We start from the raw sequence: 14033 nt of genomic DNA on the forward strand, positions 1-14033 counted from the left end.
CGTTCGGCGTTCATCGAGTCGCGAATGAGCTCTAACATCTTGTTTTTACAAATTTTTTAAACGTGAATGCCTGCAATTTCTAATGAAAACGCTCTAGCGCCGCGTCGCGACGCTCGAGGTCAGGTCCCAGTCCGCCGGCCCGCCCTCCGGCGCGCGAGGACGGGCGCGCATGGGCGCAGGGGCCGGCGCCGCGGCCGCAGAAGCCGACGGACGCGTCGCGGGCGCCGTGGGAATCGCGCCAGGCGGGCGCAGCGCGTTCCTGAAATATTCGTCGGGAACGCCGGCTTGCGGCGCGGGGCCCGGGCCGGCCTGGATCACGTCGTTGCGCAGCGACGGATCGCGCGCCTCGGCGACGTCGAGATCGTCCTCGATCTCGGGCGGATCCGGCAGGCCGTCCGGCGCCGGCGGAGCCGGGCGCTGCGGCGCGAGGCTTGGGGCGAACGGCGCGGGGCGCGGCGCGATGAAAGGTTTGCAGATGCGGCGCGGCCCGGTCGAAGTCGCCCCATGCATCGCGAGATCGACATGGATGTGGTTATAGTGAAAGACGTTCGAGCCCGGCCCCAGCACCGTCGTGAAATAGGAGCAGGCGCCCATGTGGACCGACTGGAGGAAGCCGCGGGTCTGGTCGTCGCCCCTCGTCCAGTCGCGCGCGATCTTCAGCTCGCGCCCGTCCGACAGGCGGAAGCCGCCGATGTCGAGGGCGTTGCCGAAGGCGTGCTCCGACAGCCGCCCATGCGTCGAGCCGTTGATGCCGCGGCAGGAATAGGCGCCCATGCCGACGATCGCCGTGACCCGCGCCCCGAAATGGGCGGCGGCCTCGGGCTGCACCACCTCGGCGACCCAGCGGTTCAGCGTCGCGACCATCGGGCAGTCGAGCACATAGGGCGCGCTGAACGACACTTCGCCGCCCTGCAGGGCATAGACCTTGAGCGGCTGGGTCAGACCGCAGATGCCCGGTCCGCTGATCTCGCGCGCCGGCTGGATGAAGGCTGAAAGCGCGAAGGGGCGCTGCGCGAAGCAGGCTTTTTCGGCCTGCGTGCGCCAGGCCGGCCGGCGCGGCGGCTCATAGTTCGAGCAGCCGCCGAGCGAGCCGAGGAGCGCCGCGAGCGCGGCGAAGGGCAGGATGCGACGCGCCATCGGCGCAAAGTGAGCGCCAATCTTTAATCTGGGCTAAAGGTTTGCGGTTAACGGAGCTTTCACGCGGCGGCGTGTGTTTCGCGCGGCGCGCCCGCCTGCGGGCATATGCGTGGGCGTCATTCGCAAGCTTCAAATGCGCAAGCGTCGGAGCGGAGGGTCAATGGCGAGTCTTGAAGCCGCGCCGGGCGTCTTTATCGGCGAGGAGGAGCTGAAAATCTCCTTCGCGCGCGCCTCGGGGCCGGGCGGCCAGAACGTCAACAAGGTCGAGACGGCGGCGTGTCTGCGCTTCGACGCCTGGAATTCGCCCTCGCTCGACGAGCGCGCCAGGCGCCGCCTGCTGACGCTCGCCGGGACACGGGCGACGCGCGAGGGCGAGATCGTCATTTTCGCGCAGACGCATCGCTCGCAGGAGCTGAACCGCAAGGAGGCGACCGAACGGCTCTTCGCGCTGATCGCGGAGGCCGTCAAACGCCCGAAATTCCGGGTGAAGACACGCCCGTCGCTGTCGGCGAAAAAACGCCGCGCGGATGAAAAGACCGCGCGCGGGGCGGTCAAGAAGCTGCGCCGCGCGCCGACGGACTGATTTTTTGCCGCGCGCGCACGGGCGGCGAGCCGCCGGCGCCCAACAGAAAAAGAAAAGGCGCCGCGAAGGCGGCGCCCTAAGTTTTCGCGGGCGAACCTTCGCCCGCCCTCCCCGGCCTTTCAGGCCGTCAGCCTTGGCCTCAGGCGGCCATGCCGCCGTCCCGGGCGCGGCGCTCCTGCATGAAGCGGTCGAACTCCTCGCGGTCGCGGGCGCGGCGGAGGTTCTCCATGAACTCCACGAACTCCCGTTCGGCGGCGACGAGCTTGCGGCGCTCTTCCTCGAGACGGGCGAGTTCAGCGTCGCGCCAGTCGTCAAAGGCCTGGTTGCCGCTTGAATGCATCGCGCTCCAGCCGCGGGAGAAGTTGGACGAGCCGACCGAAGACCAGCGGAAATTCACCGCGCCGTCCCATTTTTCGCGCGCGAAGGAGAACAGGTCGCCCCGGTAGCCGCTGCGCTTCTGCCAGAACTTGAAGCCGATCACGCCGACGCCGAGCGGCCAGTAGAGCATGAAGCCGAACACGGCCGCGGCGATCTCGAGCGGCTTCCAGCCCATGCCGCAGGTCGCCGCCCTCGCGGTCGCGCGGGCGAAGCCGGGATCGTAGGGTTTTCCCATTTCAGGGCTCATCAACAAGGCTCCTCGTCGCCGGGCGCGGGCGTGGCCCTGCGCTCAAGGACCGGGACTGCACATTATGTAAGGAGCCCGTGACCGGCGTCGAGGCCGACTTTCAAAAATTTAATGTCCACGCTCAAGCCTGCCTGACGAGCCCGAGCAGCGCGCGCTGGATGACGTCATTGCCGGCGCAGACCGTGCCCTTGTCGAGCATGGCCGCGCCGCCGTCGGCGTCGGTGACGAAGCCGCCCGCCTCCTTCACCATGACGATTCCGGCGGCCATGTCCCACGACTTGAGGCCCCGCTCCCAGAAGCCGTCATAGCTGCCGGCGGCGACATAGCAGAGGTCGAGCGCGGCCGAACCGAGCCTGCGCACATTGCCCGCCTCCCTCATCACGGCGGCGAGCTCGTCCTGGAAGCGCCTGTGCTCGGCCCGCTTGCCGATATGCGGCGCGCCGCAGCCGATCAGCGCGTCGGCGAGGCCGCGGCGGGCGGCGACGCGCAGGCGCCGGTTGTTGAGATAGGCGCCCTGCCCCTTTTCAGCGACGAACATGTCGTCGGTCGCGGGATTGTAGACGAGGCCCGCGACGATCTGGTCCTCGCGCACGAGGCCGATCGAAATCGCGAAGATCGGCAGGCCATGCAGGAAATTGGTGGTGCCGTCGAGCGGGTCGATGATCCAGGTGTGGGTCTTGTCGGCGCCTTCGACGACGCCGCTCTCCTCCATCACGAAGCCATAGCCGGGCCGGGCCTTGGACAGCTCCTCGAACAGGGTTTTTTCGGCCTTCTTGTCGGCCGCCGAGACGAAATCTCCCGGACCCTTCACCGAGACCTGAAGATTCTCGACTTCGCCGAAATCGCGCTTCAGGCCGCGTCCGGCCTTGAGCGCGGCGCCGGTCATGACGTTCATGAGGGCGGAGCGAATCATCCTTCGGCCCTGCGCAGATAGGCGACCTCATTGGTGTCGACGACGATTTTCTCGCCGGCGGCGATGAACGGCGGCACCAGCACGCGCAGCCCGTTCTCGAGCACGGCCGGCTTGTAGGACGAGGCCGCCGTCTGGCCGCGCACGACGGGATCGGCCTCGACGATCTCGAGCGTCACCTGCTGCGGCAGGCGGATCGAGATCGGCCGCGCCTCATGAAGCTGGAGCGTCACCTTCATGCCGTCCTGCAGGAAGGCCGCGCGCTCGCCGACGAAATCCTTCGGCAACTCGATCTGCTCATAGGAGTCGAGGTCCATGAACACGAGACTGTCGCCGTCGGCGTAGAGGAAGGAGAAGTCCTTCAGCTCGAGCTCGACCGCGTCGACCGTCTCGTCGGCGCGAAAACGCTCGTTGAGCTTGCGCCCGTCGATCAGATTCTTGAGCTCGACCTGATTGAAGGCGCCGCCCTTGCCGGGCTTCACCGTGGTCGACTTCACCGCCACCCAGAGGCCGCCGTCATGCGAGACGACGGAGCCCGGCGCGATCTGGTTGCCGCTGATCTTGGGCATGACGCAAGCTCCGGAGAAAGGTCGGCGCGAAAGGGCGCAGGGGCGAGCGGCTCGCCCCGGTCCCGTCGCGGTCGAAGAGGCGCCAGCTTTTACGGCTTGGGCGCGGGGGCGGCCGGGGCCGCGGGCGTCGCGCCCGCCGGAGCGGCCTTCTGCTGCTCCTCGAGCTTCTTGCGCTCGTCCTCGGCGCGCTTCTGCAGCTCGGCCTGCAGCTTCTTCTGCTGCTCCTCGAGCACCTTGGGGTCGACCGCCGGTCCGTCGAAGGCCTTGCCGAAGCCGGCGAGCGGCACGCCGAAGGTCACGAGATTGTTGGCCTGGTTCTTGACGTCGACGTTGAGGACCGCGCCCTTCTTCATCTCGGCGATGGTCGCGCCCTTGATCTTGGCCTCGGCGAAGCAGCCGTTGGGGAAGCAGATTTCAAAGGTGCCTTCCTGCGTCGGGCCCTTGTCGACGGCGATGCGGAAGCCCGGCCGCAGCATCAGGCCGACCGGCATCAGCAGGCGGACGATGCGGAGATCCTCGCCCTTCACGTCATAGACGGCGAGCGCGAGGACCGGGGGCTGGTCCTTGGCCGAGCTGAAGTCGCGCGTCGTGTAGCAGATTTCCTTGTTGGCGGCCGGATCCTTGCCGCAGACCTTGGTCCAGTCGTTCTGGGTCGGCTGCAGCTCGACGCGGAAGGGCCCCTGCTGCGGCGCCGGCTGCGGCGCGGGCGAGCCGGGCTGGGCCTCGGCGGGCGCGGCCGGGGCCGGCGCGGCCGGCTTCTTTGGCTGCGCGAACGCCGCGGGCGCGACGAACAGGAGGGCTCCGGCGAGGCCCGCCGCGCCGAAGCGCTTCAACGAAAAAGACATCAAAATCCCCTTCAATTCATCGTGCCCGACAGGCGTCCGCGCGAATCCGCCTTACCTTCGCGACGCGACGCGCTCGGCCGGCGCCTCCTGCGGAGCGGCTCGCGCAGCGTTCCGGCCTTGCGGACGGAAGCGGCGTGCCGCCCACGCCGCGGCGGCCGCGGACGGATGTTTTTCTTCCGCCGCGACGGCGAAGGGGTTAACCAACATGTGCGCAACTGGCAAGCCCGCCCGCGCAAATGCCGACCGCCGCGCCGATGAAAGGGAGCGCCGACGCACGCGATGACGAACGCCAGGTTCCTGACCGCGCCCAAGACCGAGCCAGGGGCTGCGAGTCTGACCGCGCCGCGCGCGGCGCTCGCCGCCTGCCTCGCGCTGTCCTGCCTTTTTTCCGCCGGCCTCGCCGCGCCGCGCCAGGCGCAGGCGCAGGAGACGCCGCCGGAGGCGCGCCAGGAGACGCCGGCGGCGCCGGCTCCCGCCGCGTCCGGCCCGCGCGGGGCCATCGCGATGCATGGCGCGCCGCAGCTTCCCGAAGGCTTCGACCATCTGCCCTACGCCGACCCCGCGGCGGCGAAGGGCGGACGCCTTTCGATCGGCTTCCTCGGCGCGTTCGACAGTCTCAACCCGTTCAATCTCAAGGCTGGCTCGACCGCGCAGGGGCTCAACGGCAACATCTTCGAGACGCTGATGACGCGCTCGCTCGACGAGCCCTTCACGCTCTACGGCCTGATCGCCGAGAGCGTCGAGACCGACCCCGGCCGCACCCATGTCGTGTTCCGCCTCAACCCGAAGGCGCGCTTTTCGGACGGGACGCCGATCACCTCGCAGGACGTGCGCTGGACCTTCGAGCTTTTGCGCGCGCGCGGGCGCCCGCAGCACCGCGCCGCCTATTCGGCGGTGAAGTCGGTCGAGACGCCCGACGCCCACACCATCCGCTACGAGCTCGGCGACGGCGCCGACCGCGAGCTGCCGCTCACTCTCGCCCTGATGCCGGTGCTCGCCCGCCACACGATCGACCTCGAGAAATTCGACGACGCGAGCCTCGCCGTCCCGACCGGCTCCGGCCCCTATCGCATCGCCGAGGTCAAGCCCGGCGAGCGCCTCGTCCTGAAGCGCGACCCCGACTACTGGGCGAAGGACCTGCCGGTCCGGCGCGGCCTTTATAATTTCGACGAGATCGACATCCAGTATTTCCGCGACGCGAACAGCCTGTTCGAGGCCTTCGCCGCGGGCCTCGTTGATTTCCGCGAGGAGACGAGCCCGACGCGCTGGACGCGCGCCTATGACTTCCCCGCCGTCCGCGACGGGCGCGTGCTGCGCGCCGCCCTGCCGATTGGCGGGCCGAAAGGCATGGAGGGCTACGCCTTCAACATGCGCCGCCCGCTGTTCCAGGACGTCAGGGTGCGCGAGGCGCTGGCCATGATGTTCGATTTCGAATGGATCAACGCCAATCTCTACAGTGGGCTGTTCCAGCGCACGAAAAGCTTCTTCGACGACTCCGAGCTCGCCTCGACGGGGCGGCCGGCGAGCGCGGCGGAGCGCGCCCTGCTCGCGCCCTTCCCCGGCGCCGTGCGCGCCGACGTCATGGAAGGGGCGTGGGCGCCGCCCGTCACCGACGGCACGGGCCACGACCGCCGCCAGCCGCGGCGCGCGCTCGCCCTGCTCGGAGAGGCCGGCTGGACGCTGCAGGACGGCCGCCTGATGAAGGACGGCCGCCAGTTCGCCTTCGAGATCATGGCGCGCGACCGCAATCAGGAGAAGCTCGCCCTCAATTACGCCGATTCCCTCGCCCGCATTGGCGTCGCCGCGCGCGTGCGCCTCGTCGACGAGGTGCAGTATCAGCGGCGGCGGCAGAAATTCGACTTCGACGTGATGACCGGAAGCTGGCTCGCCTCGCCCTCGCCCGGCAATGAACAGCGTTCGCGCTGGGGCTCGAAAAGCGCGTCGCAGGAGGCCTCCTTCAACCTCGCCGGCGTGCGCTCGCCCGCCGTCGACGCGCTGATCGACGCCCTGCTCAGAGCCCGCACGCGCGAAGACTTCGTCGCGGCCGTGCGCGCCTACGACCGCGTGCTTCTTTCGGGCTTCTATATCGTGCCGCTGTTCCACGCCTCCGAGCAATGGACGGCCTATTCCAGCGACCTCGCGCGGCCCGACGCCCTGCCCTCCTATGGCTCGCCGACGGGCGGGTCGACGCTCGACCTGTGGTCGCGCAAGGCGCTCGAGCGGCGCGCCGACCGCCCGCCCGGCTGAAGCTGGCGCGTGCTGAAATCCGCCGTCGCGCCCATTGGGGTTGATCGGTTGCGGGCGGACCATGTACCCTCCTGTCGGTTGCGCTGCGAAACGGGCCGGGCGCGTCAGCCGAAGCTTGAGCTTAAGCTGAGCCTTAGGGTACGATATTGGTTCGGAAGCGTTTCATTTGACGGGCGGTGCGTCGCCGCCCCCGCGTTCACCGGACGGAGAACGATCTTGACCGAACCCTTTTCCACGCGCGCCGGCCATGCGGCGCCCGTCTTTTGCGGCCGCCTCCGATGACCGGCTCCCCGCCTCCGCCCATCGCCATCGACTTCATCGGCGACGTGGCGAGCGCGCGCTGCTTCATCGGCCTGCGGCTGATCGACAGCGTGGTGACCTCGGTGCCGGGCCTTGCGGTCGACGTGCGCTGGCGCCCGTTCCAGATCGACCCCGACATCCCCCGCTCCGGCCTTGTCCGCGCCGACTATCTCATCGAGCGCTGGGGCTCGCAGAGACAGGCGCGCGAGGCGCTCGAGGACATGCAGGCCGAAGGCGAGGAATTCGGCCTCAAATTCGCCTTCGACAGAATCCTGCGCCAGCCCAACACCTTCGAGGCGCATCGCCTGATCCGCTACGCGCGCAATTTCGGCGTCGAGCTGAGCCTTGTCGAGCTGATGTTTCGCGCCTTTTTCATCGAGGGGCTCGACATCGGCGACCGCGGCGTCCTTCTGACGCTCGCCGCGCAATGCGGCGTCGACCCGGAGCTGGCCGAGGCCTATCTGAGGCTCGGCGACGACGTCGAAGCGCTGAAGCTCGAACTTTCCGGCTTCCGCACGCTCGGCGTCGACAGCGCGCCGCGCTTCATCATCGCCGGCAAGGAGACCCTGCCCGGCCTCGTGCCGGCGGAGGATTTCGCCGAGGCGCTGTTTCGCGCCGTCGACGTGGACTGAACCGCCGGGCCAAACCCCATAGATCCGGTTGTGGCCGGGCCGCCGCAAGGCCGCGAAACGGACGGCCCGCGCAACCGTCCGGCGCGCCCGCGCCCCGGCTTCGCCCGGCACGCGGGCGCCTGCGCCATGTTCGCGCTTGGGCCTGTTCGCGTGTGGGCCATGTTTGCGCTTGGGCCGGTTTCGGTTAACGAAATCTCAACATGGATGGTCAGATCATCTGCGCGCCCATGCGCTTTCCGGAGTTTCGATGAAATTCACCAAGCTGCGCATCGCCGGATTCAAGACTTTCGTCGAGCCGACCGAATTCCTGATCGAGCCCGGGCTCACGGGGATCATCGGGCCGAACGGCTGCGGCAAGTCGAATCTGGTCGAGGCGATGCGCTGGGTGATGGGCGAAACCTCGTCGAAGAACATGCGCGCCTCGGGCATGGACGACGTGATCTTTTCAGGCGGCGGCAACCGTCCCGCCCGCAACATGGCCGAGGTCGCGCTGTTCCTCGACAACAGCGAACATCTCGCGCCCGCCGCCTTCAACGACCATGACGCGCTCGAGGTCTCGCGCCGCATCGAGCGCGAGCAGGGCTCGACCTACCGCGTCAACGGGCGCGAGACGCGCGCGCGCGACGTGCAGCTCCTCTTCGCCGACGCCTCGTCCGGCTCGCGCTCGCCGGCGATGGTGCGGCAGGGGCAGATCGGCGAGATGATCTCGGCGAAGCCGCAGGAACGCCGCCGCATCCTTGAAGAGGCCGCGGGCGTCGCCGGCCTGCATTCGCGCCGGCACGAGGCCGAGCTTCGCCTCAAGGCCGCGTCCGAGAATTTGCAGCGCCTCGAAGACATTCTCCAGCAGATCGACAGCCAGACCAAGGGGCTCGAGCGGCAGGCGCGGCAGGCCGCGCGCTACCGCGACCTCGCGGGTTCGATCCGCCGCGCCGAAGCGCTGCTGGCGCTGATCCAGCGCCGCGAGGCCGAGGCGGCGCTGGCCGAAGCGCAGGCCGAGCTTGCGCAGGCGGGCCGCGACGTCGAGGAAAAGACCCGCACGCAGGCCGACGCCGCCCTGGCGCAGGGGCTCGCCGCGCACGCCCTGCCCGCCCTGCGCGACGCCGAGCTTGCCGCGGCGAACGAGCTGCAACGCCAGATTCTGGCGCGCGAGGCGCTCGACGGCGAGGAAAAGCGGGCGAAGGCGCGCAGCGCCGAGCTCAAGCGCCGCATCGAGGAAATGTCGCGCGACCTCACGCGCGAGCGCGTCCTCGTCGCCGACGCCGCCGGCGCGATCGAGCGGCTCGACGAGGAAGACGCCCTGCTCGCCGAAGCGGGCGCGACGCAGGCCGATGACGAGGTCGCCGCACGGGCCCGGCTGGTCGAGGCCGAGGCCGCGCTCGCCGGCGTCGAATCGGAGCTCGCCGAGGCGCAGGAGGCGCGCGCCCAGGTCGAGGCGCGGCGCGCGGCGCTGGAGACGAAGCTGCGCGACGAACGCCAGCGCCTCGCCCGCGTCGAGACGGATCTCGCCAGGGTCGCGCAGGAGCGCGAGCAGCTTGCGGCCGAAGCCGGCCCCGAGAGCGACGTGGCGACGCTCAGTGAAGCGCTCGAGGCCGCGCTGGAGCGCGCGCAGGCCTGCGAGGACGAGATCGCCGCGCTGGAGGCGGCGCAGGCCGACGCCAAAATGACGGAGGCCGCGACGCGCCAGCGCGCGCTCGAGGCCGAGCGCAAGGCGCAGAAGCTCGGCACCGAGGCGCAGACGCTGGCCAAGCTGCTGACCGCCCGGACAGGCGACTTCTGGCCGCCTGTGACCGAGGAGATCACGGTCGCGCGCGGCTTCGAGGCGGCGCTCGGCGCGGCGCTCGGCGACGACCTCGACGCCTCGACCAACCCATCCGCCCCCGCCCACTGGGTCGAGACCGACCGGCGTGGCGACCCGGAGCTGCCCGACGGCTGCCAGCCGCTGTCGGAACTCGTCACGGCGCCCGAGGCGCTGGCGCGGCGGCTCAACCAGATCGGCCTCGTCGCCCGCGTCGACGGCTCGCGGCTGCGCGACGCGCTGAAGGCCGGCCAGCGGCTCGTCTCGAAGGAAGGCGACCTGTGGCGCTGGGACGGATTCGCGCAGGCGGCCGAGGCGCCGACGCCGGCCGCGCGCCGCCTCGCCGAAAAGAACCGCCTCGGCGACCTGACGCTCGAGGCGGACGCGGCGCGCGAGATCGCCGAAGAGCTGCGCGCGGCGGCGCAGGAGGCCGAATCGGCGCTCGCCGCCGCGGCCGCCGCCGAGACGGAGGCGCGGCAGGCGCATAAATCGGCGCTGCGCGACGTCGAGGCCGCCCGCGCCGCCCACGCCGCGGCCGAGCGCGCGCAGGCGAGCGCCGCCGCGCGGGCCGGCGCGCTCGAAGAAAACGCGGCGCGTCTCACTGAGGCGCGCGAGGAAGGCCGCGAGCGCTACGCCGGGGCGCAGGCCGAGCTTGACGAACTCACTGACGCGGCCGAGCTCGTCGAACGGCTTGAACTCGGCAGGGCGCAGGCCGCGCGCGAGCGCGCCGTGGCCAATGAGGCCCGCGCCGCCCTCCAGACGCTCGCGCGCGACGCCGAGACGCGCGCCCGCCGGCGCGAGGCGATCACGCGCGAACGCCAGTCGTGGATCGCCCGCTCCGAAGGTTCGGGCGGGCAGATGGACGAGCTCGAAGAGCGCCTCGGCGCGGCGCAGGAGGAGTTCGAGCGCCTCGCCGACGCGCCCGACGCCTTCATTCTGACGCGGCGCAATCTTTTCAGCGCGATCGAAGCGGCCGAAGCGGCGCAGAAGGCCGCGGCCGACCGCCGCGCCGCGGCCGAAGCCGGGCTCGCCGGCGCCGACAAGGCGGCGCGGGCGGCGCTCGACGCCATGGGCGCCGCGCGCGAGCGCAAGGCGCGCGCCGAAGCCCGGATCGAGGCCGCCACGACGCGCCACGACGACGTGCTGCGCCATATCCAGTCGGAGCTCGACTGCGGGCCGGCCGAACTTCTGGCGCTCGCGCGGCTTGGCGAAGGCGAGGCGCCGCCCCCGGCGGCCGACGTCGCGCGGCGGCTCGAAGCGCTGAAACAGGACCGCGAGCGCCTCGGCGCGGTCAATCTGCGCGCCGAGGAAGAACTTACCGAGGCCGAGGCCGAGCGCGCCCGCCTCGCCGCCGAGCACGAGGACCTGACCGAGGCGATCCGCCGGCTGCGGCAGGCCATCGCCAGTCTGAACAAGGAAGGCCGCGAACGGCTGCTCGCAGCCTTCGAGAAGGTGCAGGCGCATTTCAAGGACCTGTTCTCGACCCTGTTCGGCGGCGGCTCGGCCGAGCTTCAGCTCGTCGAATCGGACGACCCTCTCGAAGCCGGGCTCGAAATCCTCGCCCGGCCGCCCGGCAAGAAGCCGCAGGTGATGACGCTGCTCTCCGGCGGCGAGCAGGCGCTGACCGCGATGTCGCTGATCTTCGCCATCTTTCTCACCAATCCGTCGCCGATCTGCGTGCTCGACGAGGTCGACGCCCCGCTCGACGACGCCAACGTCGAACGCTTCTGCGATCTCCTTGAAGACATGCGCGGCAAGACCGAGACGCGATTCATCGCGATCACCCACAATCCGATCACCATGGCGCGCATGAATCGCCTGTTCGGCGTCACCATGGCCGAGCGCGGCGTGAGCCAGCTCGTCTCGGTCGACCTCGAAGCCGCCGAACGCCTGCTCGACGTCGGGTGAGGCGGCCGCTGCAAAAGCTTTGGCAAGAGCCTGCGGCGATTTGGCCGTATCTTTATTTTCCTAGTCAAATCAGCTTATTGACGATAAGCGCCTAAGTCTTGACAGGGATTTGAGGCGCTCATATGTTGCGCCGGCTCGCAAGAGCCGCGCCTGCCGACGCTTTATTTTCTTCTCGCTCGACGCTCCCGCTTTCCGCTCAGGCGCTCAGCGCCTTCGCCCTTCCGGCCCCGCCGCGGGCCGACGCTCGATTTTCGGGCGAAGGCGACCTATAGATGCGCGAATCGAATAGATACGCGAATCGAACGCCTCGCGGCGAGTCGAAGCGGAAATTGGGAGGCGGATCCATGGGCGTTGGCGACAGGCCGGACGCGGCGGGCCGCAAGGGCGACGACGACGGCCGCAAGGCCGCAGACGCGCCGCTTGACCCCGAGGCCGCGGCGCTGCGGGCGCGGCTCGACCGGCTCGCGGTCGATCTTCGCGCCTCGGACGAGGCGCAGGCCCCGGACGACGCCGCGGCGGAGGCTTCGGCGCGCACCATGGGGAGCGCGATGAGCCTTGGCTTTCGCGTGCTGACGGAATTCGTGTCGGCGGTCGCCGTCGGCGCGTTCGTGGGGTGGCAGATCGACTCCTTCGCCGGGACGTCGCCCCTCTTTCTCCTCGTTCTCCTCATGCTGGGGACGGCGGCGGGGTTCTGGAACGTGTATCGGATCGCCGTCGGCCGGCAGGGTCTCAAGCCCTGAGACGGCGGGCGGAAGACCCGCAAGTTTGAAGACAGGCTCCTTCGGCGCGGCCGAGGGCGGATGAGACGGGGACACGCAAGTGGCAGAAAAGACAGATCCGATCCACCAGTTCGCCATCACGCCGATCCGCGAGATCCATCTGTTCGGCCTCGACCTCTCCTTCACCAACGCCTCGCTCTTCATGGTCATCGTCGCCCTGTGCGGCGCGGCGCTGATGATCGTCGGCACGGCGCGCAAGTCGGTCGTGCCGGGGCGGCTCCAGTCGGCCGCCGAAATGACCTACGAGCTCGTCGCCAACACGGTGCGCATGTCGGCCGGAACCGCAGGCATGAAGTTTTTCCCCTTCGTGTTCTCGCTGTTCATCTTCGTGCTGTTTTCGAACCTCGTCGGCCTCGTGCCCTACACCTTCACGGTGACGAGCCAGATCGCGGTGACCTTCGCGCTCGCCATGACGGTGATCTCGGTCGTGCTGATCTACGGCTTCATGAAGCACGGCAAGCACTTCCTCGACCTGTTCGTGCCCTCGGGCGTCAGCCCCGCGCTGCTCCCCTTCATCGTGATGATCGAGGTGATCTCGTTCATCTCGCGGCCGATCAGCCTCTCCGTCCGTCTTTTCGCAAACATGCTCGCCGGCCACATCACGCTCAAGGTGCTCGGCGGATTCGTCGCCTCGCTCCTCGGCGCGGGGGCCTTCGCGATCATCGCGCCGCTGCCTCTCGCGGGCGTCGTCGTGCTCACGGCCTTCGAACTGCTCGTCGCCGTGCTGCAGGCCTATGTGTTCGCGATCCTCACTTGCGTCTATCTGAACGACGCAATTCATCCGGGCCACTGAATAAACATCCAACAACAGATCAGCGCCCGCTTCCGCAAGCCAGGAGTAAATAATGGAATCCGTTGCAGCCAAATTCATCGGCGCCGGCCTCGCCGCCATCGGCATGGGCGCGGCCGCCATCGGCGTCGGCATGATCTTCGCCGCCTATCTCGGGGGCGCGCTGCGCAATCCCACCGCCTCCGACGCCCAGTTCGGACGCGCCTTCATCGGCGCGGCGCTTGCGGAAGGTCTCGGCATCTTCGCCTTCCTCGTGGCGATCCTTCTGCTGTTCGTGGTCTGACGCGAAACTTCGCCGCGCCCGCCGCAAGGCAGGGCGCGGCCCATCCCTTTCAAGACCCGCGCAGGATTTGACCGATGGCGGTTTCAGAAAATCTAGACTCCGGAGTGCATGTGCCCGTCGACATTGACCATGGCGCGCACGCCTTTCCTCCGTTCGACCCCAGCCATTATCCTTCGACGCTGTTCTGGCTCCTCGTCACCTTCGGCCTGCTCTATCTGGTGATGTCGAAGTTCGCCCTGCCGCGCGTCGAAACCATCCTGCGCGAACGCGACGAAAAGATCTCCGGCGACCTCAAGGAAGCTCATCTCGCGCGCGAGAAGGCCGCCGCCGCCGACGCCGAGCATGAGCGCAAGATCGCCGAGGCCCGCGGCAAGGCGCAGGCGCTGGCGCAGCAGACCCAGGCCAGGATCGCCGCCGAAAGCGACGGAAAGCGCCATGCGCTCGAAGCCGACCTCGCCGGCAAGCTCGACGCCGCCGAAAAGCGCATCCTCGAGACCAAGGCCGGCGCCATGCAGAACGTCGAATCCATCGCCGTCGACGCCGCCGCCGCCATCGTCGAGCATCTGACCGGCCGCCCGGCCGACACGGGCGCGATCGCCGCGGCCCTCAAGGCCTGACCCGGAGTCCGCC

The 14033-nt window shown here is 69.3% G+C and carries 13 protein-coding genes; 8 read left to right on the top strand and 5 right to left on the bottom strand.

Translation table 11 applies throughout. From position 1 onward, the window contains the following. Positions 1–93 precede the first annotated feature (93 nt). The gene (locus ACILRB_RS00280) at positions 94–1137 is read right to left on the bottom strand and encodes an extensin family protein (RefSeq protein ID WP_395664301.1); all 1044 of its coding nucleotides are present in this window, start codon (positions 1135–1137) and stop codon (positions 94–96) included. 160 nt (positions 1138–1297) lie between these two features. On the opposite strand from ACILRB_RS00280, the gene arfB reads away from it, so the two are divergent. Continuing rightward, positions 1298–1720, top strand: coding sequence for an alternative ribosome rescue aminoacyl-tRNA hydrolase ArfB (gene arfB, locus ACILRB_RS00285; RefSeq protein WP_395664302.1), 423 nt, complete (start codon positions 1298–1300; stop codon positions 1718–1720). Positions 1721–1859: 139 nt separating this feature from the next. Here arfB and ACILRB_RS00290 read toward each other — a convergent pair whose 3' ends face one another. From ACILRB_RS00290 to ACILRB_RS00305, 4 genes are all read right to left on the bottom strand, one after another. Further along, the gene (locus ACILRB_RS00290) at positions 1860–2345 is read right to left on the bottom strand and encodes a DUF2852 domain-containing protein (protein WP_395664303.1); all 486 of its coding nucleotides are present in this window, start codon (positions 2343–2345) and stop codon (positions 1860–1862) included. A gap of 121 nt (positions 2346–2466) precedes the next feature. Beyond that, the gene (locus ACILRB_RS00295) at positions 2467–3258 is read right to left on the bottom strand and encodes an inositol monophosphatase family protein (RefSeq protein WP_395664304.1); all 792 of its coding nucleotides are present in this window, start codon (positions 3256–3258) and stop codon (positions 2467–2469) included. After that, positions 3255–3824, bottom strand: a complete 570-nt coding sequence (efp, locus tag ACILRB_RS00300) for an elongation factor P (protein WP_395664305.1) — start codon at positions 3822–3824, stop codon at positions 3255–3257. Before efp ends, ACILRB_RS00295 begins: the two co-directional genes overlap by 4 nt. Positions 3825–3913: 89 nt before the next feature. After that, positions 3914–4669: an invasion associated locus B family protein gene (locus tag ACILRB_RS00305; protein WP_395664306.1), complete on the bottom strand. Its 756-nt coding sequence runs from the start codon at positions 4667–4669 to the stop codon at positions 3914–3916. A 279-nt stretch (positions 4670–4948) separates the two neighbouring features. Between ACILRB_RS00305 and ACILRB_RS00310 the strand changes: the two genes are divergently transcribed. The 7 genes from ACILRB_RS00310 (at position 4949) to ACILRB_RS00340 (ending at position 14020) form a co-directional block, all read left to right on the top strand. Further along, the gene (locus tag ACILRB_RS00310; RefSeq protein ID WP_395664307.1) at positions 4949–6916 is read left to right on the top strand and encodes an extracellular solute-binding protein; all 1968 of its coding nucleotides are present in this window, start codon (positions 4949–4951) and stop codon (positions 6914–6916) included. A gap of 278 nt (positions 6917–7194) precedes the next feature. After that, positions 7195–7848 carry a DsbA family protein gene (locus tag ACILRB_RS00315; protein ID WP_395664308.1) on the top strand — a complete coding sequence of 218 codons (654 nt, stop codon included), beginning with the start codon at positions 7195–7197 and terminating at the stop codon, positions 7846–7848. A 247-nt stretch (positions 7849–8095) separates the two neighbouring features. Further along, positions 8096–11551, top strand: coding sequence for a chromosome segregation protein SMC (smc, locus tag ACILRB_RS00320; protein ID WP_395664309.1), 3456 nt, complete (start codon positions 8096–8098; stop codon positions 11549–11551). 344 nt (positions 11552–11895) lie between these two features. Then, positions 11896–12291 (top strand): AtpZ/AtpI family protein, encoded by a 396-nt coding sequence (locus ACILRB_RS00325; RefSeq protein ID WP_395664310.1) that lies wholly within the window; start codon positions 11896–11898, stop codon positions 12289–12291. A 79-nt stretch (positions 12292–12370) separates the two neighbouring features. Next, positions 12371–13123 (top strand): F0F1 ATP synthase subunit A, encoded by a 753-nt coding sequence (locus ACILRB_RS00330; RefSeq protein ID WP_395664311.1) that lies wholly within the window; start codon positions 12371–12373, stop codon positions 13121–13123. Between the two features lie 52 nt (positions 13124–13175). Continuing rightward, positions 13176–13403, top strand: a complete 228-nt coding sequence (locus tag ACILRB_RS00335) for a F0F1 ATP synthase subunit C (protein WP_395664312.1) — start codon at positions 13176–13178, stop codon at positions 13401–13403. A 110-nt stretch (positions 13404–13513) separates the two neighbouring features. After that, the gene (locus ACILRB_RS00340; RefSeq protein ID WP_395664313.1) at positions 13514–14020 is read left to right on the top strand and encodes a F0F1 ATP synthase subunit B'; all 507 of its coding nucleotides are present in this window, start codon (positions 13514–13516) and stop codon (positions 14018–14020) included. The last annotated feature ends 13 nt before the right edge of the window (positions 14021–14033 follow it).

This window comes from Methylocella sp. (genome assembly GCF_044226135.1).
Lineage (GTDB): Bacteria > Pseudomonadota > Alphaproteobacteria > Rhizobiales > Beijerinckiaceae > Methylocapsa.

Excerpts from the sequence above, each read along its gene's own strand:
- ACILRB_RS00305 (WP_395664306.1), bottom strand. The coding sequence starts at position 4,669 with ATGTCTTTTTCGTTGAAGCGCTTCGGCGCGGCGGGCCTCGCCGGAGCC.
- ACILRB_RS00315 (WP_395664308.1), top strand. The coding sequence starts at position 7,195 with ATGACCGGCTCCCCGCCTCCGCCCATCGCCATCGACTTCATCGGCGAC.
- efp (WP_395664305.1), bottom strand. The coding sequence starts at position 3,824 with ATGCCCAAGATCAGCGGCAACCAGATCGCGCCGGGCTCCGTCGTCTCG.
- ACILRB_RS00310 (WP_395664307.1), top strand. The coding sequence starts at position 4,949 with ATGACGAACGCCAGGTTCCTGACCGCGCCCAAGACCGAGCCAGGGGCT.
- ACILRB_RS00295 (WP_395664304.1), bottom strand. The coding sequence starts at position 3,258 with ATGATTCGCTCCGCCCTCATGAACGTCATGACCGGCGCCGCGCTCAAG.
- smc (WP_395664309.1), top strand. The coding sequence starts at position 8,096 with ATGAAATTCACCAAGCTGCGCATCGCCGGATTCAAGACTTTCGTCGAG.
- ACILRB_RS00280 (WP_395664301.1), bottom strand. The coding sequence starts at position 1,137 with ATGGCGCGTCGCATCCTGCCCTTCGCCGCGCTCGCGGCGCTCCTCGGC.
- arfB (WP_395664302.1), top strand. The coding sequence starts at position 1,298 with ATGGCGAGTCTTGAAGCCGCGCCGGGCGTCTTTATCGGCGAGGAGGAG.
- ACILRB_RS00290 (WP_395664303.1), bottom strand. The coding sequence starts at position 2,345 with ATGAGCCCTGAAATGGGAAAACCCTACGATCCCGGCTTCGCCCGCGCG.
- ACILRB_RS00335 (WP_395664312.1), top strand. The coding sequence starts at position 13,176 with ATGGAATCCGTTGCAGCCAAATTCATCGGCGCCGGCCTCGCCGCCATC.
- ACILRB_RS00325 (WP_395664310.1), top strand. The coding sequence starts at position 11,896 with ATGGGCGTTGGCGACAGGCCGGACGCGGCGGGCCGCAAGGGCGACGAC.